The sequence below is a fragment of the Streptomyces vinaceus genome, from assembly GCF_008704935.1.
Taxonomy (GTDB): Bacteria; Actinomycetota; Actinomycetes; order Streptomycetales; family Streptomycetaceae; genus Streptomyces; species Streptomyces vinaceus.
Map to the genome: position 1 here is coordinate 3168724 of NZ_CP023692.1, position 23736 is coordinate 3192459.

24 protein-coding genes and 3 tRNA genes are annotated in these 23736 nt (G+C 72.9%); 7 read left to right on the top strand and 20 right to left on the bottom strand.

The annotated features are described in order from the left end of the window. Nucleotides 1-3: 3 nt before the first annotated feature. The 4 genes from CP980_RS13995 to CP980_RS14010 all read right to left on the bottom strand — a co-directional run bounded on the left by CP980_RS13995 (nucleotide 4) and on the right by CP980_RS14010 (nucleotide 3845). Nucleotides 4-1131: a UDP-N-acetylmuramate dehydrogenase gene (locus CP980_RS13995; RefSeq protein WP_268257434.1), complete on the bottom strand. Its 1128-nt coding sequence runs from the start codon at nucleotides 1129-1131 to the stop codon at nucleotides 4-6. Continuing rightward, nucleotides 1128-1538 carry a DUF3291 domain-containing protein gene (locus CP980_RS14000; protein WP_099889958.1) on the bottom strand — a complete coding sequence of 137 codons (411 nt, stop codon included), beginning with the start codon at nucleotides 1536-1538 and terminating at the stop codon, nucleotides 1128-1130. The genes CP980_RS13995 and CP980_RS14000 overlap by 4 nt, the downstream gene beginning before the upstream one ends. A 96-nt stretch (nucleotides 1539-1634) precedes the next feature. After that, nucleotides 1635-3164: a DHA2 family efflux MFS transporter permease subunit gene (locus tag CP980_RS14005; RefSeq protein WP_229907156.1), complete on the bottom strand. Its 1530-nt coding sequence runs from the start codon at nucleotides 3162-3164 to the stop codon at nucleotides 1635-1637. Nucleotides 3165-3266: 102 nt separating this feature from the next. After that, on the bottom strand, nucleotides 3267-3845 hold the full coding sequence (locus CP980_RS14010; protein WP_132759729.1) for a TetR/AcrR family transcriptional regulator: 579 nt from the start codon (nucleotides 3843-3845) through the stop codon (nucleotides 3267-3269). Nucleotides 3846-4000: 155 nt separating this feature from the next. On the opposite strand from CP980_RS14010, the gene CP980_RS14015 reads away from it, so the two are divergent. Next, nucleotides 4001-5308 (top strand): NAD(P)/FAD-dependent oxidoreductase, encoded by a 1308-nt coding sequence (locus CP980_RS14015; RefSeq protein WP_150528288.1) that lies wholly within the window; start codon nucleotides 4001-4003, stop codon nucleotides 5306-5308. After that, nucleotides 5305-6228: an RNA polymerase sigma-70 factor gene (locus CP980_RS14020; protein ID WP_150528289.1), complete on the top strand. Its 924-nt coding sequence runs from the start codon at nucleotides 5305-5307 to the stop codon at nucleotides 6226-6228. The genes CP980_RS14015 and CP980_RS14020 overlap by 4 nt, the downstream gene beginning before the upstream one ends. Before the next feature lie 57 nt (nucleotides 6229-6285). Here the strand turns inward: CP980_RS14020 and CP980_RS14025 are convergent, their stop codons facing one another. The 5 genes from CP980_RS14025 to CP980_RS14045 form a co-directional block, all read right to left on the bottom strand. Beyond that, the gene (locus CP980_RS14025) at nucleotides 6286-6714 is read right to left on the bottom strand and encodes a MaoC family dehydratase (protein ID WP_150528290.1); all 429 of its coding nucleotides are present in this window, start codon (nucleotides 6712-6714) and stop codon (nucleotides 6286-6288) included. 1 nt (nucleotide 6715) lies between these two features. Next, entirely contained in the window at nucleotides 6716-7168 is a 453-nt protein-coding gene (locus CP980_RS14030; RefSeq protein WP_030870124.1) for a MaoC family dehydratase N-terminal domain-containing protein, read from the bottom strand. 141 nt (nucleotides 7169-7309) lie between these two features. Further along, complete coding sequence (rpmG, locus tag CP980_RS14035; protein WP_007265873.1) at nucleotides 7310-7474, bottom strand: 50S ribosomal protein L33; 165 nt, start codon at nucleotides 7472-7474, stop codon at nucleotides 7310-7312. A gap of 88 nt (nucleotides 7475-7562) precedes the next feature. Next, a tRNA-Met gene (locus CP980_RS14040) sits at nucleotides 7563-7635 on the bottom strand. Between the two features lie 48 nt (nucleotides 7636-7683). Next, nucleotides 7684-7756: transfer RNA gene (locus CP980_RS14045), tRNA-Thr, on the bottom strand. Nucleotides 7757-8163: 407 nt separating this feature from the next. Between CP980_RS14045 and CP980_RS14050 the strand changes: the two genes are divergently transcribed. Next, nucleotides 8164-9501 carry an amidohydrolase family protein gene (locus CP980_RS14050; protein WP_189998906.1) on the top strand — a complete coding sequence of 446 codons (1338 nt, stop codon included), beginning with the start codon at nucleotides 8164-8166 and terminating at the stop codon, nucleotides 9499-9501. A gap of 67 nt (nucleotides 9502-9568) precedes the next feature. Continuing rightward, nucleotides 9569-10225 (top strand): SDR family oxidoreductase, encoded by a 657-nt coding sequence (locus CP980_RS14055; RefSeq protein ID WP_150528291.1) that lies wholly within the window; start codon nucleotides 9569-9571, stop codon nucleotides 10223-10225. A 33-nt stretch (nucleotides 10226-10258) separates the two neighbouring features. On the opposite strand, the gene CP980_RS14060 is transcribed toward CP980_RS14055, so the two are convergent. After that, nucleotides 10259-10696: a DUF3574 domain-containing protein gene (locus CP980_RS14060; protein ID WP_132759723.1), complete on the bottom strand. Its 438-nt coding sequence runs from the start codon at nucleotides 10694-10696 to the stop codon at nucleotides 10259-10261. A gap of 107 nt (nucleotides 10697-10803) precedes the next feature. After that, nucleotides 10804-10885: transfer RNA gene (locus CP980_RS14065), tRNA-Tyr, on the bottom strand. A gap of 198 nt (nucleotides 10886-11083) precedes the next feature. Here CP980_RS14065 and CP980_RS14070 point away from each other — a divergent pair. From CP980_RS14070 to CP980_RS14080, 3 genes are all read left to right on the top strand, one after another. After that, nucleotides 11084-11572: a YajQ family cyclic di-GMP-binding protein gene (locus CP980_RS14070; RefSeq protein WP_007265868.1), complete on the top strand. Its 489-nt coding sequence runs from the start codon at nucleotides 11084-11086 to the stop codon at nucleotides 11570-11572. Between the two features lie 221 nt (nucleotides 11573-11793). Next, complete coding sequence (locus CP980_RS14075; RefSeq protein ID WP_150528292.1) at nucleotides 11794-13197, top strand: SulP family inorganic anion transporter; 1404 nt, start codon at nucleotides 11794-11796, stop codon at nucleotides 13195-13197. Nucleotides 13198-13239: 42 nt separating this feature from the next. After that, the gene (locus CP980_RS14080) at nucleotides 13240-14487 is read left to right on the top strand and encodes an APC family permease (protein WP_150528293.1); all 1248 of its coding nucleotides are present in this window, start codon (nucleotides 13240-13242) and stop codon (nucleotides 14485-14487) included. On the opposite strand, the gene CP980_RS14085 is transcribed toward CP980_RS14080, so the two are convergent. The 9 genes from CP980_RS14085 to CP980_RS14125 all read right to left on the bottom strand — a co-directional run bounded on the left by CP980_RS14085 (nucleotide 14471) and on the right by CP980_RS14125 (nucleotide 23733). Further along, entirely contained in the window at nucleotides 14471-14998 is a 528-nt protein-coding gene (locus CP980_RS14085; RefSeq protein ID WP_132759720.1) for an SMI1/KNR4 family protein, read from the bottom strand. The two genes, CP980_RS14080 and CP980_RS14085, sit on opposite strands and share 17 nt — an antisense overlap. Before the next feature lie 65 nt (nucleotides 14999-15063). After that, nucleotides 15064-16047 carry a glycosyltransferase family 2 protein gene (locus CP980_RS14090; protein ID WP_268257433.1) on the bottom strand — a complete coding sequence of 328 codons (984 nt, stop codon included), beginning with the start codon at nucleotides 16045-16047 and terminating at the stop codon, nucleotides 15064-15066. Nucleotides 16048-16059: 12 nt separating this feature from the next. Further along, entirely contained in the window at nucleotides 16060-16452 is a 393-nt protein-coding gene (locus tag CP980_RS14095) for a YccF domain-containing protein (protein WP_132759719.1), read from the bottom strand. Next, on the bottom strand, nucleotides 16449-17312 hold the full coding sequence (gene htpX / locus CP980_RS14100) for a zinc metalloprotease HtpX (protein ID WP_030870104.1): 864 nt from the start codon (nucleotides 17310-17312) through the stop codon (nucleotides 16449-16451). The genes CP980_RS14095 and htpX overlap by 4 nt, the downstream gene beginning before the upstream one ends. A 203-nt stretch (nucleotides 17313-17515) precedes the next feature. Continuing rightward, nucleotides 17516-19069 (bottom strand): NADH-quinone oxidoreductase subunit N, encoded by a 1554-nt coding sequence (locus tag CP980_RS14105; RefSeq protein ID WP_229907164.1) that lies wholly within the window; start codon nucleotides 19067-19069, stop codon nucleotides 17516-17518. 5 nt (nucleotides 19070-19074) lie between these two features. Then, complete coding sequence (locus CP980_RS14110; protein WP_132759717.1) at nucleotides 19075-20658, bottom strand: complex I subunit 4 family protein; 1584 nt, start codon at nucleotides 20656-20658, stop codon at nucleotides 19075-19077. A 38-nt stretch (nucleotides 20659-20696) separates the two neighbouring features. Further along, the gene (locus CP980_RS14115; protein WP_150528295.1) at nucleotides 20697-22754 is read right to left on the bottom strand and encodes an NADH-quinone oxidoreductase subunit 5 family protein; all 2058 of its coding nucleotides are present in this window, start codon (nucleotides 22752-22754) and stop codon (nucleotides 20697-20699) included. Beyond that, complete coding sequence (nuoK, locus tag CP980_RS14120) at nucleotides 22751-23134, bottom strand: NADH-quinone oxidoreductase subunit NuoK (protein WP_150528296.1); 384 nt, start codon at nucleotides 23132-23134, stop codon at nucleotides 22751-22753. The genes CP980_RS14115 and nuoK overlap by 4 nt, the downstream gene beginning before the upstream one ends. After that, entirely contained in the window at nucleotides 23134-23733 is a 600-nt protein-coding gene (locus CP980_RS14125) for an NADH-quinone oxidoreductase subunit J family protein (protein WP_150530219.1), read from the bottom strand. The genes nuoK and CP980_RS14125 overlap by 1 nt, the downstream gene beginning before the upstream one ends. Nucleotides 23734-23736 lie beyond the last annotated feature (3 nt).

Genomic DNA, 23736 nt, shown 5'->3' on the forward strand with positions numbered 1-23736 from the left:
TCCTCAGATGCTGACGCCGACCGTCACCGGCTCGTTGACCAGGGTGACGCCGAAGGCCGCGTGGACGCCCGCGACGACCTCGCGGGCCAGGGCGAGGAGGTCCTCGGTGGTGGCCTCGCCGCGGTTGGTCAGCGCGAGGGTGTGCTTGGTGGAGATGCGGGCGGGTCCGGTGCCGTAGCCCTTGGTGAAGCCGGCCTTGTCGATCAGCCAGGCGGCGCTGGTCTTCGTACGGCCTTCGCCGGCGGGGTACGCGGGCGGGGCGGTCTCGGCCCCGAGCCGGTCCTGGACGCGGGTGAGGAAGGCGGCGTACGCCTCGTCGGTCAGGATCGGGTTGTGGAAGAAGGAGCCCGCGGACCAGGTGTCGTGGTCGGCGGGGTCGAGGACCATGCCCTTGCCGGCGCGCAGCCGCAGTACGGTCTCGCGGGCCTGGGCGGCCGGGACCCGGTCGCCGGCCTCGACGCCGAGGGCGCGGGCGGTCTCGGGGTACTTGATGGGAGCGGACAGGCCGCCCGCGTCCTCCAGTGCGAAGCGGACGCGCAGGACGACGTAGCGGTCGGGCTGGTCCTTGAAGGTGCTGTTGCGGTAGCGGAAGGCGCACTCGTCGGCGGTGAGGGTGACCGTTTCGCCGGTGGTGCGGTCGTACGCGACGACCTCGGTGATGGTGTCGCAGACTTCCTGGCCGTACGCCCCGACGTTCTGGATCGGGGTGGCGCCGGCGGAGCCGGGGATCCCGGCGAGGCATTCGATGCCGGCCAGGCCCGCCTCGACGCTGCGGGCGACGGCGTCGCTCCAGTTCTCGCCCGCGGCGAGCTCCAGCCGCGTCCCGTCCAGGTGGAAGCCGGTGGTCGCGATGCGCAGGGCGGTGCCCTCGAAGCCGCGGTCGCCGATGACCAGGTTGCTGCCGCCGCCGATGACGAGGAGCGGGGTGCCGCTCTCGTCCGCGGCGCGGACGGCCTCGACCACCTCGGCGTCGGTGGTCGCGGTGACCAGACGGGTGGCGGGGCCACCGAGGCGGAAGGTGGTCAGGGGGGCGAGGGGGGCGTCGTGGAGTTCCTGCACGTGGACAAGAGTACGGTCCGTACCCCTCGCATCCCTGCGGGGCCACGGACCGTACCTCTCGCCGCATGTCACGCCGTACGTTCCGGGCGGGCGGCCTCCTCGGAGAGTCGGCGCTCGGCTTCGGCCCAGGTGATGGGGAGCTCCGAGGCGGGGGCGGTCCAGTAGGCGAAGGCCGACTCCCGCATGAACGCGGCGGCGGCGCGGGAGCTGGAGCGGTGCGGCTCGCTGCGGGCGAAGCGGTGGAGCGCTTGCGGGTCCTCCCAGGCGGAGAGGGTCAGGAAGGTCCGGCCGAGGACCCGGGCGCGGAGGGCGACGCCGTGGGCGCCGGGGGCCTTGCGGATCTGGCCGATGATGCCGGGCGCCTTGAGGAAGAACCTGACGGCGCCGAGCAGGGTCTCGGTCTCGAAGCGGGAGGCCATGACGTGGACCTCGGCGCCGGGAGCGGGCGGGGTGGGCGTGAACCAGGGCATGTCGGGCATGGTGTGCGCTCCTTTCGGTGGAGCTGCTCGGGGGGCGGGGGCCCGGGGGGCGGGCGGCGGAGGCGGGCGGCGGAGGCGGGGCCGGGGCTGTCGCCGTCAGCCGGTCGCGGAGACCTTGGCGGAGGCCGCGTATCCGGCGCCGGAGCCGTTTCCGGCGGCGTTTCCGGCGGTGTTCGCGGCGGTGTTCCCGGAGGCGACGGGCGCGGGCGTCGTGAGGCTGCGCTTGCCCGGGACCATCAGGGCGAAGGCGGCCGCCACGGCCACCCCGGCCGCGCCGATCCACAGCGCGGGCACGGTCCCGTCGGTGAAGGCCTGCGGGGACTCGTAGCCGCCCTGGGCGGAGAAGACCGAGGCCAGGACCGCGACGCCGAGGGCTCCGCCCACCTCGCGCAGCGCGTTGTTGGCGCCGGAGGCCTTGCCCTGGTCGGCGGGGGACACGGTGGACATGAGGATGCTGGACGCGGGGGCGAAGTAGAGGCCCATGCCGATGCCGCTGAGGATCAGCGCCGGGAGCTGGGCGGCGTACGAGACGTCGGCGCTCAGGATCATCGCGAACCAGCCGAGGCCGAGGGCCTGCAACGCGAGCCCGGTGGCGACGACGGGACGGCCGCCGATGCGGTCGGACAGGATGCCCGCGATCGGGGCGACGACCAGCGGCATGGCGGTCCAGGGGAGCATCCGTACGCCGGCCTGGGTGGGCGAGTAGCCGGCGACGCCCTGGAGGAATTGGCTGAGCAGGAAGACCGAGCCGAACATGCCCAGGTACATCAGCAGGCTGGCCATGTTGATCCCGAGGAAGCCCCGGTTCTGGAAGAGGCGCATGGGCAGCATGGGGTTCGCGTTGCGGAAGCCGTGGACGACGAACGCCCCGACGAGCGCGGCGCCGGCGATCAGGCCGGTGAGCACGGAGGCGCTGGTCCAGCCGTCGGCGTTGGCGTTGACGAGGGCGTAGACGATGCCGAAGAGGCCGCCGCTGATCAGGAGCGTTCCCGGGACGTCGAGTCGGGCGTTCGGGGCGGTGGACTCGGCCAGCTTGAGGCGGGCGAGCGGGATCAGGGCGAGGCCGATCGGGACGTTCAGCCAGAAGATCCACTGCCAGGAGATGTGCTCGGTGAGGGTGCCGCCGACGAGGGGGCCGCTGGCGACGGCGAGGCCGCTGACGGCGCTGAAGATGCCGAGGGCCATGCCGCGGCGGGCGGCCGGGACGGCGGCGGTGAGCAGGGTGAGGGTGAGCGGCATCATGATCGCGGCGCCGACGCCCTGGACGGCGCGGGCGGCGATGAGCTCGTCGATGCCCGGCGAGAGGGCGGCGGCGGCGGAGGCGCCGGTGAACACCGCGAGGCCGGCCATGAAGAGCCGGCGCCGCCCGAAGCGGTCGCCGAGGGCCGCGCCGAACATGAGGAGGACGGCGAAGGTGAGCGTGTAGGCGTTCACCGTCCACTCCAGGTCCTCCAGCGCACCGCCGAGGTCCTTGCGGATGGCGGGGAGGGCGGTGGTGACGACGAGGTTGTCGAGGGCGGCCATGAAGCCGGCGACGGAGGTGAGGACGAGCGCCCAGACGGCGGGGCCGCGGAGTGCGGCGTCCCGGGTGCCTTCGGCGCCGTGGGCTTCGTGCGTGGAGTTCACGATTTCCCCCTGAAGGTGATGACGAGCGTTGTTAGTTATCACTGACTAACTTTTGCGGCCATGAAAAGGCGCCGCACGGGGCGGACGGCGTGCGCCGGGGACTCACTCCCCCGGCCGGCCCTCTCGCCCCTGGACCCGGGCGGCGGGGAACAGTCCCTCCCAGACCCGGTGCCCGGGCGGGAAGCCCATGGCGGCCAGGTTGTTGATCAGCATTCCGTAGGCCATGAAGGTCGTGGTCTCGTTCACGTCCCCGCCGAGGGGGAGGTGGACGGTGTCCCAGAGCTCCATCCAGCCGTTGCGCACGAGCTCGCCGAGCTCGTGGTCGCCGGCCGCTTCGGCGGCGCCGATGGTGACGTACATCTGGAGCTGCATCTGGAGCTTGTCCGGATCCTCGGTGATGAGCCGGGCGTACGCGTTCGCCATGGCGTACGTCGCCTCATCGCCCTCCAGGCCCTCGGCCGCCGCGCCGAGCACCTCGCGGGTCTCGCGCAGGCAGCGGTCGGCGGCGGCGAGGAAGATGGCCTGCTTGTTCGGGAAGAGCCGGAACAGGTACGGCTGCGAGACTCCGACCCGCTTGGCGATCGCCTCGGTGGAGGTCCCGTGATAGCCGCCGCGGGCGAACTCGTGCATCGCCGCACGGATGACGCTCTCGCGCCGCTCGTCCGCACTCATCCTTGCCATGCGTATGAAGTTAGTACTCAATCACTAACTTGGCAAGCCCTCTGGCCCGGCGCCCTCCGCCGACCGTGTCGCGCGTCACATCGGACTCATGTCACGAACGGGGCGGCAGAGCGCATCTGGTGGTCGTCAACAGCGGGTGGAGGAGGGCGAGAGCGATGAACGCACAGCCGAAGGACACGCGGCACGAAGACGCATACGCGGACACGGCCACGGCCGCGGGCGTGGATGTGGACGCGGACGGAGCGGGCGGCGGGAGCGGCACCCACCACGTCCTGGTCCTGGGGGCGGGGTACGCGGGCATGTCCGCGGCGGTCCAGCTCGGAGCCCGGCTCGGGCGGCGCCAGAACGTGCGGGTGACCCTGGTGAACGCCCAGGAACGGTTCACCGAGCGGCTGCGGCTCCACATGACGGCGACCGGGCAGCAGCTCGCCGAGCTGAGCATCCCGGAGCTACTGGAGGGGACGGGCGCGCGGTTCGTCCGCGGCTGGGTGACGGCGGTGGACGCGGACGCGAGGACGGTGCGGATCGACGACGACCGGGTCCTGCCCTACGACACGCTGGTCTACGGCCTCGGCAGCGTGGCCAACCTCGGGGCGGTGGCGGGCGTGGAGGAGCACGCGTACACCCTGAACAGCCCCGAGGACGCGGCGGCGCTGGCCGACCGCCTGGCCCGGCTCGCGAAGGGCAACGGCAGCGGCAGCGGCAGCGGCAGCGGGACGGTGGTCGTCGTCGGGAGCGGCCTGACCGGCATCGAGTCGGCCGCGGAGATCGCCGAGCGGCACCCGGGGCTGGACGTCGTCCTGCTGGGCCGGCGCGAACCCGGCGCCACCATGACCCCGAAGGCCGCGGCGTACCTGCGGGCCGCGCTCGGCCGCCTGGGCGTGACCGTGCGCAGCGGGGTCGAGGTGGTGGAGGTACTGCCGGGCGCGGTCGAGCTGGCCGGGGGCGAGCGCCTCCCCGCCGACGCGGTCCTGTGGACCAGCGGTACGCGGGTGTCGCCGCTGGCGGCCGCCGCCGGGCTGGCCGTCGACGAGCGCGGCCGCGTCCTCACCGACGCCGCGCTGCGGTCGGTATCGCACCCGGAGGTGTACGCGGTGGGCGACGCGGCGGCGATCCGGCAGGGCTACGGCGTCATGCACGGCACCTGCCAGGGCGGCATGCCGACGGGCGTGCACGCCGCGGTGTCGATCGTCCGCACGCTGAAGGGCAGAGCGCCCCGGCCGTTCCGCTTCGGCTACTACCACACGCCGGTGAGCCTGGGCCGGAACGACGCGGTGGTGCAGTTCACCCGGCCCGACGACAGTCCGCGGCGCATTCACCTGACCGGCCGCACGGCGGCCCGGTACAAAGAGGTGGTGAGCGCCGCGCCCTGGCCGACGTACGGCCGCATGAAGAAGATGCCCGCCTCGGGAGCCGTCTGGCCGCGTGGGGGCCGCTTCACCCGGAACGGGGCGGTCCGATGACCGGTCCCTCGCCCACGGACCTCGACCAGCAGGTGTTCCACCGGCACCGGAACCTGCTGTTCACGGTGGCCTACCGGATCCTGGGCACGGCGGCCGACGCGGAGGACGCGGTCCAGGACGCCTGGATCAAGTGGTCGGCGGCGGACCGCTCACAGGTGGCCGACCCCAAGGCGTACCTGGCGCGGATCGTGTCGAACGAGGCGCTGGCACGGCTGCGGTCCGCCCGCCACCAGCGGGAGACCTACGTCGGACCGTGGCTCCCCGAGCCCATCCTCACCACGGGCGACACCGCCGAGACCGTCGTGGACGCCGAGTCGGTGTCGATGGCCGTGCTCGTCGTACTGGAGACGCTCAGCCCGCTGGAGCGCGCGGTGTTCGTGCTGAAGGAGGTCTTCGACTTCAGCCACGCCGAGATCGCGGAGGCACTGGAACGCTCCGAGGCGGCGGTGCGCCAGGCCGCGCACCGCGCCCGCGAGCACGTCCGGGCGGGGCGGCCGCGCTTCACCGCCGACCGGTCGCGCCGGCGCGAGGTCACGGAGCGGTTCTTCGCCGCCACGACCGGCGGTGACGTCAACGCGCTGATGGAGGTCCTGTCCCCGGACGTGACCCTGTGGACCGATGGCGGCGGGAAGGTCCGCCAGGCCCTGAAGCCGGTCCTGGGGGCGCGGACGGTGGCCGCCTGGTTCGCCGCCATGGGCAGCGTCACCTACCAGGGCGTCGCCCCCGCCGACATGAGGGCCGAACTCATCGAGATCAACGGCGGCCCGGGCCTGCTGTTCAGCGCACCGGACCGGGTGATCTCCACGGTCACCTTCGACTTCGACGCCGACGGCCGGATCACCACGATCCACAACGTCGCCAACCCGGACAAGCTCCGGGCCGTCACCGAGGGCACCGCCCACGGCATCGGCACGCGCTGAGCGAGCGCCGAGCGGGACCCGTCCCGCCCGGCGCTCGGCCCGGTGTGGGCGCCGGGCTCAGGCCAGGACCACCACGGCCCGGGACATGCCCAGGACCTTCTGGCCCGCGCTCATCGCCGTCAGGTCCACGCGTACGCGGTGGTCGTCCAGCTTCGCCGCGACCTTGGCCGTGACCTCGACCAGCGCGCCCGTCTCGTCGTTCGGCACGACGACCGGCTTCGTGAAGCGGACCCCGTACTCGACGACCGCACCCGGGTCGCCGACCCAGTCGGTGACCACGCGGATCGCCTCGGCCATCGTGAACATGCCGTGCGCGATCACGTCCGGCAGCCCGACCTCCTTGGCGAACTTCTCGTTCCAGTGGATCGGGTTGAAGTCGCCCGAGGCACCCGCGTACCGCACCAGCGTGGCGCGCGTCACCGGGAAGGAGCCCGCCGGCAGCTCCGTGCCGACCTCGACGTCGGCGTACTTGATCTGCGCGGTCATCTCAGGCCTCCTCGGGGGCGCGGGAGACGAGCTTCGTCCACGCCGTCACCACGTGCTCGCCGGTCTCGTCGTGGACCTCGCCGCGGATGTCGATGATGTCGTTGCCCGCCATCGACTTCACGGCCTCGATCGTGGAGGTCACCGACAGGCGGTCACCGGCACGCACGGGCCGCGAGTACGCGAACTTCTGGTCGCCGTGCACGACGCGGCTGTAGTCCAGACCCAGCTGCGGGTCCTCGACGACCTGACCCGCCGCCGCGAATGTGATCGCGAACACGAAAGTCGGCGGGGCGATCACGTCCAGGTGACCGAACGCCTTGGCGGCATCGGGGTCGGTGTAGACGGGATTCGCGTCCCCCACCGCCACCGCGAATTCGCGGATCTTCTCCCGGCCGACCTCGTACGGATCGGTGGGCGGGTAGCTCCGCCCCACGAAGGACTGGTCGAGCGCCATGGCTCCCTACCTCCTGTTGGAAAAAAGTCGGTCACACGAGGAAAACGATCACAGACCGACGATCACGGAAACGACACGAGGCCGCCCCCCAAAGAAGGGGACGACCTCATGACGGTGCCTGTATTCGAGACTTCGCTGGGGTCAGCGGGTCTCGCGGTGCGCGGTGTGCGAGTTGCAGCGCGGGCAGTGCTTCTTCATCTCCATGCGGTCCGGGTTGTTACGCCGGTTCTTCTTGGTGATGTAGTTCCGCTCCTTGCACTCCACGCAGGCCAGCGTGATCTTCGGGCGGACGTCGGTGGCAGCCACGTGAGTGCTCCTTGACGGACTATGGGACGGATGAACGCATAAAAGAGTAGCCGATCGGGAGACCGACCCCGCAATCGGCTACTGTGGGTAGCGGCGACCGGACTTGAACCGGTGACACAGCGATTATGAGCCGCTTGCTCTACCGACTGAGCTACGCCGCTTTGATGTGATCAGCTCCCCACCCGAGGGTGGGGAACCTCTCTCACCAGAGCCCCAATGCGGAATCGAACCGCAGACCTTCTCCTTACCATGGAGACGCTCTACCGACTGAGCTATTGGGGCGAGCGATGAAGACATTACACGGTTGCCCGCCCATCGCCCAAATCCTTTGCGGGGACTGGGCTCCGAGGGGGCGGTCCCGGCTTTCCCGATCAAGTCCCGGGTGCCACCGAGGCCCATTTCGGGGCGGATTGTGTCCGGGCTCACATTCCCGGCGGCCCCCACGAGCCACTCCGGCCCCGCCGATCCCCGCCGATCCCGTACGAAGCGGCCGGCGCGAGGAGGCGTCCGCGCCCGGCCGGGGCGCGGGCACGGGCGCCGCGGCCCGGGGGCACCACACCGGTACGACTATTGCGCTCCTCCGCGAAGCGGAGACCCCCGCGCCCTAGGCTCTGAGCACGCTGCGTGATCTTGGGCCGCGGGCCGCGGCCGCTCGGCCCAGGAACCGCCCGAGCCACCGCAGGAGCGCGATGTCCGACAGCCAGCCGCAGCAGCCGTCCCCCTTCCCGCCGGGCGGCCGTGGTGAGGGCGGCGGCCAGGGGCCCCGGCGCCCGCCCGGGAACGCGGACGCGAACGCTGCCGCTGCCGCTGCCGCTGCCGCTGCCGCCGAGTCCACCACCCTGCTGCTCTGCGGAGCCCGCCTCACGGACGGGCGTACGGTCGACGTCCGGCTCGGCGGCGGCCGGATCCAGGCCGTCGGCACCGCGGGCAGCCTGCCCTCCCCCGCGCTCGCCCGCGTCGACCTCGGCGGCTACCTGCTGCTCCCCGCCCCCGCGGAGCCGCACGCCCACGGGGACACCGCCCTGACCGCCGACGGCGAGGGGCCCGTCTCGTACGGCACCGACGAGGTGCAGCGCCGGGCCACCGAGGCCGCCCTGCTCCAGCTCGGCCACGGCGCCACGGCCGTGCGCTCCCACGTCCGGATCGGGGACGTGCACGGCCTCGGCCCCCTGGAGGCCGTGCTCCAGGCCCGCCGCTCGCTGCGCGGACTCACCGACCTGACCACCGTCGCCGTGCCCCGCCTCCTCACCGGCGCGGCCGGCTCCGACGGGCTCGCCATGCTGCGGGACGCCGTCAAGATGGGCGCCTCCGTCATCGGCGGCTGCCCGGACCTGGACCCCGACCCGACGGGCTTCCTGGAAGCCGTCCTGGAACTCGCCGCCGAGCACGGCTGCCCCGTGGACCTGCACACGGACGGTGACGATCCCGGCCGGCTGGCCCGGCTCGCCGCGATGGCCGGCGGGCTGCGCCCGGGGGTGACGATCGGCCCCTGCGGCGGGCTGTCGCGGCTCCCGCTGGACGTGGCGCACCGGGCCGCCGACCAGCTGGCCGCGGCCGGCGTGCGGGTCACCTGCCTGCCCCAGGGCGACTGCGCGGCCCTGGAGCGGCGCGGGCTGCGCACGGCTCCCGTACGGCTGCTGCGCGCCGCCGGGGTCCGGGTGGCGGCCGGCAGCGGGGCGCTGCGGGACGCCGGGAACCCGGTCGGCCGCGGCGACCCGCTGGAGGCGGCATTCCTGCTGGCCTCCCAGGGCGGGCTGCGGGCCCCGGAGGCCTACGCGTCCGTCAGCGGCGCCGCCCGGGAGGCGATGGGCCTGCCGGAGGTCCGGGTGGAGGCCGGGTTCCCGGCCGAGCTGCTGGCCGTACGGGGGGACCGGATCGCGGGGGTGCTGTCCCTGGCGTACAGCCGGATCGTGATCCACCGCGGCCGGGTGGTAGCCCGGACGAGTGCCGTACGGGAGTACTGCGACTCGGCGGTCGCGGTGGCCCTGGACCTGCCCCGCCAGGGCCGCGTGGAGCCCGGCCCCTGACCGTCCGCCGGCCCGGCGGCGGAGGGTTTCGCGGGCGGCGGCGCCCGGCTCGTCGTACGGTCGGGACATGCGCATCGTCATCGCGGGTGGACACGGTCGGATCGCGCTGCGGCTGGAGCGACTGCTCGCCGCGCGCGGGTACGAGGTCGCGGGCATCATCCGCGACCCGGAGCAGGGCGACGACCTGCGGGAGGCGGGCGCCGAACCGGTGCTCTGCGACCTGGAGTCCGCCTCGGTCGAGCACGTGGCGGGCATCCTGCAGGGCGCGTACGCGGCGGTGTTCGCGGCCGGCGCGGGCCCCGGCAGCGGTGTGGCCCGCAAGGACACCGTGGACCGGGGCGCGGCGGTGCTGTTCTCGGACGCGTCCGAACGGGCGGGTGTACGGCGCTTCCTGATGGTCTCTTCGATGGGCGCGGACGCGTACCACGAGGGCGATGACGTCTTCGACTTCTACCTGCGGGCGAAGGGCGAGGCGGACGACCACGTACGGACCCGGCTGGGCCTGGAGTGGACGGTCCTGCGGCCCGGCGCGCTGACCGACGACCCCGGGAGCGGGCGGGTGCGGCTGGAGGCGCGGACGGGCCGCGGGACGGTGGCGCGCGACGACGTGGCCGCCGTGCTGGCGGAGCTGGTCGAAACCCCGGCGACGGCCGGTCTGACGCTGGAGCTGGTCGAGGGATCGACCCCCGTCGCGGTGGCCGTCAAGGCCGTCGCGGGCAACTGAGGCCGCCGGGGGCTCCCCCGCGGTGACGGGCTCTCAGAACTCGGCGGTCACCTTGTCGTCGGAGCGCCCGACGGAGTCCTGCTGGTACTGGTCCTGGTAGGCCTGCCGGATCCGCTCGATGCGGACACTGCGGTCCTCGGCCTCCTTCTCCGGGTAGAGGAGCACCACCTCGTACGAGGTCTCGTGGATGACCTGCCCGGCGCGCTGCCACTGGCCGTGCCCGTCCAGGAGGGTGAGCCCCTCGGGGAAGGCCGGGGTGACCTCCCGGTCCAGGAAGTCCATGAACTCCTGCTCCGCGACGGGGGTCCGGCCGCCGGGGCGTTCGGTGCCGAAATAGAGCGTGGTCTCCTGGTAGGGCTGGCCCACGTGGCTGTGCAGTGCCGCCCCGACCAGGGCGGGGATCCCGGCTCCGAGGAGGGCGAGCAGCATGCCGCCGCCGACCCTCCCGCGCGTGTCAGAAATGAAGTTCACGTCCGGAGAACGAACACGCGACCCGGACGATACGGGCGCCGTTTGCGGGGTCGTACGAGAAGACCCCCGCCACTGCGCTTCCGCAGTAACGGGGGTCTCACATCGCGTGGCGGCGCCAGGGTTCGAACCTGGGTAGGCTGAGCCGGCAGATTTACAGTCTGCTCCCTTTGGCCACTCGGGCACACCGCCATGATCGCTGCCATTTTTCCGCCTTGCGGCGGCGCTCCCTGGCAACGACGTAAACGATACCTGATGCTCGGGGGTGCTTCGCCACTGGATTGATCAGCACCGGGGGCGGGCGCGGTGGCTAGGCTTTGCCGAGCGGGCCGGGGATGTCCGGCCGCGCCCCGCGGGGCAATGACAGCCGACTTCAAGGAGCCACAGCACATGGCCGACTCCAGTTTCGACATCGTCTCGAAGGTCGAGCGGCAGGAGGTCGACAACGCCCTCAACCAGGCCGCCAAGGAACTCTCGCAGCGCTACGACTTCAAGGGCACCGGCGCCACCATCGCCTGGTCGGGCGACAAGATCCTGATGGAGGCGGTCTCCGAGGAGCGTGTCAAGGCCGTCCTCGACGTGTTCGAGACCAAGCTGGTCAAGCGCGGGATCTCGCTGAAGGCGCTCGACGCCGGCGAGCCGCAGCTGTCCGGCAAGGAGTACAAGATCTTCGCCTCGATCGAGGAGGGCATCTCCCAGGAGAACGCCAAGAAGGTCGCCAAGATCATCCGGGACGAGGGCCCCAAGGGCGTCAAGGCCCAGGTCCAGGGCGAGGAGCTGCGCGTCAGCTCCAAGAGCCGTGACGACCTCCAGGCCGTCCAGGCGCTCCTCAAGGGCAAGGAGCTCGACTTCGCGATCCAGTTCGTGAACTACCGCTGATCGCGGTCTCCCACCTGCCGTCCGGCGGCCCGGCGGTCCTTCGCGGACCGGCGGGCCGCGGCTGTTTCCGGGGGGTGCTTCCGGGTCCGGGGGCGTGCGGATCATGTGCCCGGAGTGCGCGGCGCATGCGCCTCACCAGCCCCCAATGGGCACTTGGGCAACCGTGCGCGCGCCCGCCAACCTGGCGGTGTTCATCGCCGCGGGACAGGGGAGGGTCACGGATGCCTGGGGTCGGAACGTTTCGCGAAGACTTCGGGGCGTCCGTCGTGGTCGCGCTCGTCGCACTGCCGCTCTGCGTGGGGGTCGCCGTCGCCTCCGGCGTGCCCGCGGAGCTGGGGATCGTGACCGGGGTGGTGGGCGGACTGGTCACCGGCTGGTTCCGGGGCAGCTCGCTCCAGGTGAGCGGACCGGCGGCCGGGCTCACCGTGCTCGTCTACGAGGCGGTGCACACGCACGGCCCCCGCGCGCTGGGCGTCCTGGTCCTGGCCGCCGGGGTGCTCCAGCTGTGCATGGGGGCGCTGCGGCTCGGGCGGTGGTTCCGGGCGATCTCCGTCGCCGTCGTGCACGGGATGCTCGCCGGGATCGGGCTGGTGCTGATCGCGGGGCAGCTGTACGCCCTGGGCGGCGTACCGGCGCCCGGCGCGACCCTGGAGAAGCTGGCCGCGGTGCCGGCGCTCGCCGCGGAGGCCGACTGGGCGGCCGTGGGGCTCGGGGCGGGGACCGTCGCGATCCTCGTGGCCTGGCGCCGGATGCCGGACCGGCTGCGGATCGTGCCGGGCGCCCTGGTCGGGGTGGCGGCCGCGACCGCCGCCACGGTGATGCTGGGCCTGCCCGTCGAGAAGGTGACCGTGACCGGCCTACTGGGGTCCATCGCCCCGCCGGGCTGGGCGGACTTCGGGCTGCTGGCCTCCGCCGGGGCCCTGGGCACCGTGATCGCCCTGGCGCTGATCGCCTCCGCCGAGACCCTGTTCAGCGCGGCCGCCGTCGACCGGATGCACGACGGGCCGCCGACCCACTACGACCGCGAGCTCATGGCCCAGGGCGTCGGCAACACCGTCTGCGGGCTGCTCGGGGCGCTCCCGATGACCGCCGTGATCGTGCGCAGCGCGGCCAACGTGGAGGCCGGGGCCCGCACCCGGGCCTCCCGGGTGATGCACGGCGGCTGGCTGCTGCTGTTCGCGGTCGCGCTCCCCCAGCTGCTGCGGATCGTGCCGCTCGCCGCGCTGGCCGGGGTGCTGCTGCACGCCGGATGGAAGCTGCTGCCGGCCCGCGCCGTCGCCGGCCTGTGGCGGACGCACCGGGGCGAGGCGGTGGTGCTGGTGACGACGGCCGCCGCGATCGTGGCCACCAACCTCTTCGAGGGCGTGCTGATCGGGCTGGGCCTCGCCGTGGTCAAGGCGGCCTGGGAGACCTCCCAGGTGCACATCGAGGAGGTCTGGGAAGGCGAGGAGCTCCGTGTCCAGGTGCTGGGGAGCGCCAGCTTCCTGCGGCTGCCGAAGCTGCTCGACGAGCTGGACGCCCTGCCGGCCGGACACCCCGTACGCCTCGACCTGAGCGGGCTGCGCCACCTCGATCACGCCTGCCTGACGGCCCTCCACGGCTGGGAACGGAACCGGACCCCCTGACCGGTCGCGAAGGCGTCGTCCAGCCCCGCTACCCTCCGCCGCGTGGACAACGAACTCAAGCGCACGCTGGGGGTGGCCGACGCCGTCGTCGTCGGGCTGGGCGCCATGGTCGGGGCGGGCATCTTCGCCGCCCTCGCGCCGGCGGCGGGCGCGGCGGGGCCGGCGGGCGGCGCGCTGCTCGCGGCCCTGGCGGTGGCGGCCCTGATCGCCTACTGCAACGCGCACTCCTCGGCGCGGCTGGCCGCCCGGTACCCGGCTTCCGGGGGGACCTACGTCTACGGGCGGGAGCGGCTCGGCCCGTTCTGGGGATACCTGGCCGGCTGGGGGTTCGTCGTGGGCAAGACGGCCTCCTGCGCGGCGATGGCGCTCACCGTGGGGGCGTACGTGTGGCCCGGGCAGCAGCACGCCGTGGCCGTGGCGGCCGTGGTGGCGCTGACCGCCGCGAGCTACGGCGGCGTGCAGAAGTCCGCCCGGATCGCCCGGGTGATCGTGGCGGCGGTACTGGCCGTGCTGGCCGGGGTCGTGGTGGTGTGCCTGACCTCCGGCGCGGCGGAGGCGGGACGGCTCGGCGCTCCGGCCGGGGTCGGCGCCGGCGGGCTGCTGCAGGCGGCCGGGCTGCTGTTCTTCGCCTTCGCGGGGTACGCCCGGATCACCACCCTGGGCGAGGAGGTGCGCGATCCGCAGCGCACGATCCCCCGGGCGGTGCCCCTGGCCCTGGGGCTCGCCCTGCTCGTGTACGCCGCGGTGACGGTGGCCGCGCTGTCGGTGCTGGGCGCCGGCGGCCTCGCGGCTTCGCCGGCCCCGCTGGCGGATGCGGTACGGGCGGCCGGGCTGCCCGCAGCGGCCCCCGTGGTCCGGGTCGGGGCGGCCCTGGCGGCGCTGGGCTCGCTGCTGGCCCTGGTGCTCGGGGTGTCGCGGACCACCCTGGCGATGGCCCGGGACGGCCATCTCCCCCGCGCGCTGGCCGCCGTACATTCCCGGCGCCGGGTGCCGCACCATGCGGAGCTCGCCGTGGGCGCGGTGGTCTCGGTGCTCGCGGCGACCACCGATCTGCGGGGCGCGATCGGCTTCTCGTCCTTCGGGGTGCTGGCCTACTACGCGATCGCGAACGCTTCGGCGTGGACGCTCGATTCAGGTGTCAAGGGCCGGGCCGTGGCAGCGGTCGGGCTGTCCGGCTGTGTCGTACTGGCCTGTGCGCTGCCGGCCGCCGCGGTCCTCGCGGGGGCGGCGGTACTGGCACTGGGCGCGGTGGCCTACGGGGTCCGCGGCCGGCTCAGACGCGGGATCTGAACTCCGCCCAGGGGGCCATTTCCAGATCCGCGCCCTCCGAGTCGTCGCAGAACCAGGCCGTGCCGTCGAGCCAGCCGCGCAGCCAGTCGGCCAGCGCGGGCGAGTCGGCGTACCAGGCGAGGTCGGGATCGCCCGGGTTCGGCTCGAACAGCAGGACCTGGGCGGTCTCGGAGCGGCAGTCCACGCATCCCAGCATGGCGCAGCCGTAGTCGGTGATCGGCAGGACGCCCTCGGGCCAGCCCCAGTCCGAGGCGCGCATCGCGGTGTACTGCCTGACCGCGGCCTCCAGCGGGAGCAGTCCGTACTCCGGGCCGAACCCGCCGTCCGCGATCCGGGTGTAGAGACCGGCCAGGAGCGGGGTCAGGGCGAAGCCGAGTATGCCCTCGGCCCGGCGCACCGCGTCCGGGTCCAGGGGGGCCGGCAGCGGCCCGGGCACCAAGGTGCCGCCCTCGGGCCCGAAGCCGCGTACGCGTCGGGCGACTTGCTCCAGCAACTGCTCGGTCTCGTCCATGCCCCCATCGTGAACCCCACCACTGACAATCGCCCTGACCTGCGGCGACCACCTCGAAGCCCCCGTCAGTTCCCGCTGGACCCGGGCCCCTTGCGGATGTCTTCGTCGCGGGCCGAGTCGTATCCGATGAAGTACGTGGGCCGGCGCTGCACCGCGGTGTAGATCCGGCCGATGTACTCGCCGAGCAGCCCCACGCAGATCAGCTGGACGCCGCCCAGGAACAGCATGGCGACGAACAGCGAGCTCCAGCCGGGCACGGTCTTGCCGAGCAGGAAGACCACCAGCGTCCAGGCGATCATCACGAAGCAGGTGACGAAGCTGATGACGCCGAGCCAGGTCGCCAGCCTCAGCGGCGCGGCCGAGAAGTTGGTGATGCCGTCCACGGCGAGGCGGATCATCTTGCTCAGCGGGTACTTGGTCTCGCCCGCCACCCGCTCGCCGCGGCGGTACGTCACCTGCCCGCTCGGGAAACCGAGCCACGGCACCAGCAGTCGGTAGACCTGGTGCTGGTCGGGCAGGGACTTGAGGGCCTCCACCGCCTCGCGGCTGAGCAGCCGGAAGTCCCCGGCCTGCGCGGGCACCTGCTTGCCGACCATGCGGCGCATCAGCCAGTAGTACGCGCCGGCGGTGCGGCGCTTGAAGCCGGTGTCGGTGCTGCGGTCGGAGCGGACGCCGTAGACGATGTCGAGGTTCTCGGACCGGGCCAGGTCCAGCATCTCCGGTATTTTCTCCGGCGGGTCCTGGAGGTCGGCGTCGATGCTGGCCACGTACGCCCCGACGGAGCTGTGGAGTCCGGCGCGCAGGGCGGCCTGGTGGCCGGAGTTCCCGCGCAGCCGGACGATGCGGAGCTCGGGCCAGTCCGTACGGAACTTCTCCAGGAGTTCGGCGGTCCGGTCGGTGCTCCCGTCGTCGACGGCGAGCACCTCGTACGGGACGCCGGTGTCGTCGAGCACCGGCCGAAGACGGCCCACCAGGGCGGGAAGGGCCTCTTCCTCGTTGTACATCGGCACGATGACCGAGAGGGTCGTGGCCGGGCGCGCAGCCGACACCGTGTGCGCCGCCTACCGGGACGCGAACGGCGCGTCGGTCGGGACGATCTCACGGCCCAGCGGGAGCAGGGACAGCGGGACCATCTTGAAGTTGGCGATGCCGAAGGGGATGCCGATGATCGTCACGCACAGGGCGATGCCGGTGACGATGTGGCCGAGGGCCAGCCACCAGCCCGCGAGGAGCAGCCACAGGACGTTGCCGACGCAGGATCCCGCGCCCGCGTCATGGCGCTCGACGGTCGTGTAGCCGAAGGGCCAGAGCGCGTACAGGGCGATGCGGAAGGCCGCGATGCCGAACGGGATGCCGATGATGGTGATGCACAGGAGCACGCCCGCCAGGCAGTAGCCCAGGAAGAGCCAGATGCCGCTGAGGACGAGCCAAATGATGTTGAGGATGGTCTTCATCGGCTACGTCCTGCCATCTGTTCGAGCCGGGCGATGCGCTCGGCCATCGGGGGGTGCGTCGAGAACATTTTAGAAAGGCCCTGGCCCGGGCGGAACGGGTTGGCGATCATCATGTGGCTCGCGGTCTCCAGCCTGGGCTCGGGGGGCAGCGGGAGCTGCTTGACGCCTGCGTCCAGCTTGCGCAGGGCGCTGGCCAGGGCGAGCGGGTCGCCGGTGAGCTGGGCGCCGGACGCGTCCGCCTCGTACTCGCGCGAGCGGCTGATGGCCAGCTGGATCACGCTGGCGGCCAGCGGGCCCAGGATCATGATCAGCAGCATGCCGAGGATGCCGGGCCCCTCGTCGTCGTTGGACCGGCCGACCGGGATCAGCCAGGCGAAGTTCACCAGGAACATGATGACGGAGGCCAGGGCTCCGGCGACGGACGAGATCAGGATGTCGCGGTTGTAGACGTGGCTCAGCTCGTGGCCGATCACCCCGCGCAGCTCGCGCTCGTCGAGGATGCGCAGGATCCCCTCGGTGCAGCAGACCGCGGCGTTGCGCGGATTGCGGCCGGTGGCGAACGCGTTGGGCGCCTCGGTCGGCGAGATGTAGAGCCGGGGCATGGGCTGGCGCGCGGACGTGGAGAGCTCGCGCACCATGCGGTAGAGCTGCGGGGCTTCGAACTCGCTGACGGGGCGGGCGCGCATCGCGCGTAGAGCCAGCTTGTCGCTGTTCCAGTACGCGTACGCGTTCGTCCCCAGGGCGACGAGGACGGCGATGATCAGGCCGCCCCGCCCGAAGAAACTCCCGATGAGGATGATGAGTGCGGACAGCCCGCCGAGGAGTACGGCGGTCTTCAGCCCGTTGTGCCGGCGGTGCACGGTACGCCCTCCAAATGGTGCGGCAGGGGAGCCCCGTCCTTGGTTCTGAGGGTCTACGGTCCAGTGGACCCTCCCTCACCGCTCAACGCGAGGTGAGCGCGTCTGGTTCCCGGGGCGCGGCGGGCCCGCCGCCCGGGCGAGGGGGGCGGCGGGAGCGGCGCGGGCGTTGGGCCGTACGGGTGGCTCGGGTACGGGTCCCCGGCCTACAGCGGGAAGAGGCTGCCCGACGCGAAGCGCAGGACCAGCTGCGGGGCGCCCGAGAGCACCACCGAGACGACGGCCGTGACCGCGATCGCGATGCTGACCGGCCAGGGGGCCTTCGTACGGGCGCCTTCGGCGGGGGCCTCGGGGGCGCGGAAGAGCAGCGCCGTCCAGCGCAGGTAGTAGTACAGGGCGATGACGACGTTGACCGCCATGACCACGGCCAGCCAGCCCAGGCCCGCGTCGACCGCGGCGCGGAAGACGGTGACCTTGGCGAAGAGGCCGATGAGGCCCGGCGGCAGGCCGGCCAGGCAGAGCAGGAAGAACGCCAGCGCGAGGGCGGCCGCCGGGCGCTGCGCGTACAGCCCCCGGTAGTCGCTGATCCGGTTCTGCGGCTTCGTACGGGCGACCAGGGCGGCCACGGAGAAGGCGCCGAGGTTCACGGCGCCGTACATGAGGGCGTACGCGACGGTGGAGCCGATCTGGTCGCGCCCGGAGTACGCGGCGGCCGCGATCGGGACGAGCAGGTAGCCGGCCTGGCCGACGGAGGACCAGGCGAGGAGGCGGACCGCGCTGTTCGGCCGGTCCGGGCTCTGGCGCACGGCGGCGGCGTTGCCGAGCGTCATCGTCAGCGCGGCGAGGACGGCGAGGGCCGGGCCCCAGACGTCGGAGTACGCGGGGAAGGCGATGACCGTGACGAGGATGAGGCCGGTGAAGCCGACGGCCTTGCCGATCACGGAGAGGTAGCCCGCGATGGGCAGCGGGGCGCCGACGTAGGTGTCCGGGACCCAGAAGTGGAAGGGGACGGCGGCGGTCTTGAAGGCGAAGCCGACGAGGGTGAGCGCGACGCCGGCCATGGCGAGGGTGTCGAGCTGCCCGGGGACGTCTTCGAGCCGGTCGGCGACCTGGGTGAGGTGCAGGGAGCCGGTGGCGGCGTAGACGAAGCTGACGCCCATCAGGGAGACCGCGGTGGCGGTGACGGAGGAGAGGAAGAACTTGAGGGCGGCCTCGGAGGAGAGGCGGTCGCCGCGGCGCATGCCGACGAGGGCGAAGGCGGGCAGCGAGGCGACTTCGAGGGCGACGATCAGGGTGGCGAGGTCGCGGGAGGCGGGCAGCAGGGCGGCGCCCGCCGCGGAGGACAGCAGCAGGAACCAGTACTCACCGGCCGGCATGCGCGCGTCGCGGACCGCGGTGACCGACAGCAGGGCCGTGACCAGGGCGCCGGCCAGCACGAGGAACTGGATGACGAGCGCGAAGTGGTCGGCGGTGTAGCTGCACGCGCCGGGGTCGGTGGTCAGGCAGAAGGTGGCGCGGTCGCCGGCGCGCAGCGGGATCAGGGTGGCGGTCGCGGCGGCGAGGCCTGCGACGGAGAGCCAGCCGAGCAGCGGCTTGCGGCGCTCCGGTACGAAGAGGTCGGCGACCAGGACGACCAGGGCGACGGCCGCGGGCAGGACCACCGGGGTGATCGCGAGCCAGTCGACGCTCTGGACGAGGCTCGCGGCCCCGGCGGCCGGGGCCGTGGCCGTGGCCGCGGCCAGGGGGGGCAGGGCCGTCATGGCCGTCATGCGTTGCCTCCTGCGAGGAGCTTCTGGACGGCCGGGTCGGTCAGGCCGAGGAGGACGGCGGGCCACAGGCCGGCGAGGACGGTGAGGGCCACGAGCGGGGTCCAGGCGGCGAACTCGTAGCGCTGGATGTCGGCGAGTTCGAGCGCGGGCCCGGACGCCGCTCCCGGCGCGGGCTGCGGCCGCGCCGCGGGGTCGCCCATGCAGACGCGCCGTACGACGGTCAGCAGGTAGGCGGCGGTGAGCAGGGTGCCGAACGCGCCGAAGGCCATGTAGGTGAGGAAGGCGGGCCGGGACAGGCCCCGTGCCGGTTCGAACGCGCCGAACAGGGCCAGCATCTCGCCCCAGAAGCCGGCGAGGCCGGGCAGGCCGAGCGAGGCGACGGCGGCGAAGGCGAGGAAGGCGCCCAGGCGGGGGGCGCGGCCGTAGAGGGCGGCGCCGGTGGCTCCGGCGAGGGTGTCGAGGTCGGCGGTGCCGTAGCGGTCCTTGAGGGCGCCGACCAGGAAGAAGAGGAGGCCGGTGATCAGGCCGTGGGCGATGTTCGCGAACAGCGCGCCGTTGACGCCGGTGGGGGTCATGGAGGCGATGCCGAGGAGGACGAAGCCCATGTGGCCCACGGAGGAGTACGCGATGAGGCGCTTGAGGTCGCCCTTGTTGCCCTTGCGGGCGAGCCAGAGGCAGGCGAGCGATCCGTACACGATGCCGACGGCGGCGAAGGCGCCCAGGTAGGGGGCGAAGGTCGCCATGCCGTCGGGGGTGACCGGCAGCAGGATGCGGACGAACCCGTAGGTGCCCATCTTGAGCAGGACTCCGGCCAGCAGGACGGAGCCGACGGTGGGCGCGGCGGTGTGGGCGTCGGGCAGCCAGCTGTGCAGCGGCCACATCGGGGTCTTCACGGCGAGGCCGGTCCCGATGGCGAGGACGGCCAGGAGCTGGGTGGTGTGGGTCAGTTCGCGCCCGTTGTCAGAGGCGAGTGCCACCATGTCGAAGGTGCCGCTGTTCACTCCGATGAGCAGCAGTCCGAGGAGCATGACCACGGAGCCGAGGAGGGTGTAGAGGATGAACTTCCAGGCGGCGGCCTGCCTCTGAGCACCGCCCCAGCGGGCGATGAGGAAGTACATCGGGATGAGGACCATCTCGAAGGCGAGGAAGAAAAGCAGCAGGTCCAGGACGGCGAAGGTCGCGAGGGTGCCGGATTCGAGGACCAGGAGCAGGGCGACGAAGGCCTTCGGGGAGGGGCCCTGGGGGAGCTTGAAGTAGCTGTAGAGCGCGCAGAGGAAGAACAGCAGCGCGGTCATCAGGAGGAGGGGGAGCGAGATGCCGTCGATGCCGAGGTGGATCCGGACGTCCAGCGCCGGGATCCAGCTGATGTCCGTGGTCGCCTGGAAGCGGGCGGGGGTGTCGTGGTCGAAGCCCAGGGCGAGGGCGACGGCCGCGGCGAGGATCACGCCGGTGACGGTCACGCCGTGGCGCAGCACGGCCTGTTCGGGGCTCTTGCCCTTCAGTCCGGGCGGGGCGGGCAGGAGGGCCGCGAGGGCGCCGAGGAGCGGTGCGGCCACGACGAACGCCAGAAGGAACTGCATCACGGACGGGCTGATATCAATCACGGCTGACTCACGGCTCACGATCCGGCGTTGACGTTGGCGAGGACGGCGGTGGCGATCGCCAGGACCACGGCGCCGGCGAGCAGGGCGCTCAGGTAGCTCTGTACGTTGCCGGTCTGGGCCCGGCGTACGAGGCTGCCCAGGAGTCGGGGGCCGGCGCCCGCGCCGCTGACGTACGTGTCCACGACCTCGCGGTCGAGGAAGCGGACGAGGCTCGCGGCGGCGCGGACGGGGCGGACGAACAGCCGGTCGTAGACGGCGTCGAGGTGGAAGCCCTCGGCCGCGTGGCGGTGCAGGGGGCCGAGCAGCGCCCGCCCGGGGTCGGCGGCGGGGCCGGCCGGGACGGCGGGGTGCTCGTGGGTGACCTCGGCGACCTCGGGCGTCTCGGCGGCGGATTCGGCCGCGGCGGTGGCCGCGGACACCGCGGCGGCGACGGCGGCGGGCTGCTCGGCCGCGGCGACGGTGACGCCGGGGGCGGGAGCGGCCGAGGCGGGGGCCGTGGCGGCCTTCGCGGAGGCCCGCTGCCACAGGGCGTACGTCAGGACCGCGCCGACGGCGGCGGCTCCGGTGCCGAGGACGGAGGTGGTCAGCGTCGGGGTGAGCTCGTTGCCGTCGAACCAGTCGGCGATGGGGGCGGCGGCGAGGCCGAGTCCGAGGGACGGGATCGCCAGCAGCCACAGCACGCCGGTCATGGCGAGGGGCTCCTTGCCGTGGTCGGGGGCTGCCGGGCCCCGGCCGCGGAAGGCCATCAGCCACAGCCGGGTGGCGTAGGCGGCGGTGAGCAGGGCGGTCAGTACGCCCGCGACGAGGACGACCCATCCGGCGGCGCCGGGGGCGGCCTCCGTGTGGCCGCCGGCGGCGTGCTCGGCGGCGACGAGGACGGCTTCCTTGGAGAAGAAGCCGGCGAAGGGCGGGATCGCGGCGAGCGCGAGCAGCGCGATCGTCATGGTCCAGAAGGCGTCGGGGATGCGCTTGGCCAGGCCGTCCATGCGGTCCATGGCGGCCAGGGAGTTCGTCCCCGCGGCGTGGATGATCACGCCCGCGCCGAGGAAGAGGAGCGCCTTGAAGGCGCCGTGGGACAGGAGGTGGAAGACGGCGGCGCCGCGGTCGCCGACGGCCAGGGCCCCGGTCATGTAGCCGAGCTGCCCGATCGTGGAGTAGGCGAGGACGCGCTTGATGTCGTCCTGGGCCAGGGCGGCGAGGCCGGAGCCGACCATCGTGACGGCCGCCATGACGGCCATGACCACCATCGCGGCCTGCGAGGCCTCGAAGACCGGGAGGAGGCGGGCGACGAAGTAGACGCCGGCGGCGACCATCGTCGCGGCGTGGATCAGCGCGGAGACCGGTGTGGGGCCCGCCATGGCGTCGGGGAGCCAGGTGTGCAGCGGGAACTGCGCGGACTTGCCCGCGACTCCGGCGAGCAGCAGCAGCGCGATCAGCGTCGGGTGGTCGAGCCCGCCCGCGGCGACGGTGCCCAGGATCTTGGGGATCTCGAAGGAGCTGGCGTCGGTGGCGAGCGCGAACAGGCCGATCAGGAAGGGCACGTCGCCCAGCTTGGTGACGAGGAAGGCCTTGAGGGAGGCGGAGCGGGCCGCCTCGGTCTCCCAGTAGTGGCCGACGAGGAAGTACGAGCAGATGCCCATGACCTCCCAGCCGACCAGCAGCACCATCAGGTCGCCGGAGTAGACGACGAGCAGCATGGCGGAGGTGAACAGGGAGACCAGAGCGGCGTACGAGGGGTAGCGCGGGTCCTCGCGCAGGTACGCGGTGGAGTAGAGCTGTACGCAGGTGGCGACCACCCCGACGAGCACGGCGACCAGCGCCGCGAAGCCGTCCAGGTAGAGCGCGAGGTCGATCGGCACGGAGCCGGTCGGGGTCAGCTCCGTCGAGGCGACGATCGGCGTTCCGCCGCCCTGGCGGACGGCGACGATCACGGCCAGTACGGCCGAGGCCAGGGCCGGCAGCACGGCGAGGGGGCGGACGAAACCGGGGGCGCTGCGGCCGAGCAGCAGTCCCGCGACCGCGCCCAGGAAGGGCAGGAGCGGGACGAGGACCGCGAGGGTCGTGGTGCTCACGCGGTGACCTCGCTCTGGTTGTTCGGGGCGGGTGTGCCGTTCGGGGCGTCCGGCCCGCCCGGGTCGGGCTCGTGGCCTTCGGCGGTGTCGCGCAGCCGGTCCACGTCGGAGGTGCCGCGGTTGCGGTACACCATCAGCACGATCGCGAGGCCGATGCCGATCTCGGCCGCGGCGATGGCGATCGTGAAGAGGGTGAGGGCCTGGCCGGCGTGCAGGGCGTCGCGCAGCCAGACGTCGAAGGCCACCAGGTTGAGGTTGACGGCGTTGAGCATGAGCTCGACGGACATCAGGACCAGGATGGCGTTGCGGCGGGCGAGCACTCCGTACAGGCCCGTGCAGAAGAGGAGCGCCGCGAGCACGGCGGGGTAGGCGAGGTGCATCAGCGCTGCTGCCCCTTCGTGTTGTCGTCGGGGCCACCGGCGGCGGCGTCCCTGCGGGAGAGCACGATGGCGCCGATCAGGGCCGCGAGGAGGAGCACGGAGAGCGCTTCGAAGGGCAGCACCCAGTGCTGGAAGAGGATCTCGCCGGAGACCTTGGTGGATCCCTGCGCGGGTCCGTCGAGGTCGATCCAGGTGGTGCGGAAGGCGTCGACGACGACCCAGACCAGGGATGCGGCGGCGACGAGGGCGACACCGAGGGCGACCCAGCGGTTGTTCGAATCGGCGTCCGGGGAGCGGCCGATGGGGGCCTTGGTGAGCATCAGCCCGAAGAGGAGGAGGACGACCACGGAGCCGAGGTAGATCAGGACCTGGACCCAGGCGATGAACTCGGCGGTCAGCAGCAGGTACTCGACGGCGATGCCGCCGAGGGTGACGACCAGCCAGAGGGCGGCGTGCACGAGCTGCCTGGTGGTGACGGTGACGGCGGCCGCGCCGAGGGTGGCGAGGCCGACGAGGACGAACGCGATCTCGACGCCGGTCGGGGAGAGGAACCCGTGGCCCGTCGCCGCGGCGGCCAGGGTGGTGGCCGCGGGGGTCAGGGC

What these genes read in the sequence shown, in the direction of transcription:
- CP980_RS14000 (WP_099889958.1), bottom strand. Translation starts at nt 1,538, where the DNA reads ATGCCCGACATGCCCTGGTTCACGCCCACCCCGCCCGCTCCCGGCGCC.
- CP980_RS14010 (WP_132759729.1), bottom strand. Translation starts at nt 3,845, where the DNA reads ATGGCAAGGATGAGTGCGGACGAGCGGCGCGAGAGCGTCATCCGTGCG.
- CP980_RS14015 (WP_150528288.1), top strand. Translation starts at nt 4,001, where the DNA reads ATGAACGCACAGCCGAAGGACACGCGGCACGAAGACGCATACGCGGAC.
- CP980_RS14020 (WP_150528289.1), top strand. Translation starts at nt 5,305, where the DNA reads ATGACCGGTCCCTCGCCCACGGACCTCGACCAGCAGGTGTTCCACCGG.
- CP980_RS14025 (WP_150528290.1), bottom strand. Translation starts at nt 6,714, where the DNA reads ATGACCGCGCAGATCAAGTACGCCGACGTCGAGGTCGGCACGGAGCTG.
- CP980_RS14030 (WP_030870124.1), bottom strand. Translation starts at nt 7,168, where the DNA reads ATGGCGCTCGACCAGTCCTTCGTGGGGCGGAGCTACCCGCCCACCGAT.
- CP980_RS14050 (WP_189998906.1), top strand. Translation starts at nt 8,164, where the DNA reads ATGTCCGACAGCCAGCCGCAGCAGCCGTCCCCCTTCCCGCCGGGCGGC.
- CP980_RS14055 (WP_150528291.1), top strand. Translation starts at nt 9,569, where the DNA reads ATGCGCATCGTCATCGCGGGTGGACACGGTCGGATCGCGCTGCGGCTG.
- CP980_RS14070 (WP_007265868.1), top strand. Translation starts at nt 11,084, where the DNA reads ATGGCCGACTCCAGTTTCGACATCGTCTCGAAGGTCGAGCGGCAGGAG.
- CP980_RS14075 (WP_150528292.1), top strand. Translation starts at nt 11,794, where the DNA reads ATGCCTGGGGTCGGAACGTTTCGCGAAGACTTCGGGGCGTCCGTCGTG.
- CP980_RS14085 (WP_132759720.1), bottom strand. Translation starts at nt 14,998, where the DNA reads ATGGACGAGACCGAGCAGTTGCTGGAGCAAGTCGCCCGACGCGTACGC.
- CP980_RS14095 (WP_132759719.1), bottom strand. Translation starts at nt 16,452, where the DNA reads ATGAAGACCATCCTCAACATCATTTGGCTCGTCCTCAGCGGCATCTGG.
- CP980_RS14105 (WP_229907164.1), bottom strand. Translation starts at nt 19,069, where the DNA reads ATGACGGCCCTGCCCCCCCTGGCCGCGGCCACGGCCACGGCCCCGGCC.
- CP980_RS14110 (WP_132759717.1), bottom strand. Translation starts at nt 20,658, where the DNA reads ATGCAGTTCCTTCTGGCGTTCGTCGTGGCCGCACCGCTCCTCGGCGCC.
- nuoK (WP_150528296.1), bottom strand. Translation starts at nt 23,134, where the DNA reads ATGCACCTCGCCTACCCCGCCGTGCTCGCGGCGCTCCTCTTCTGCACG.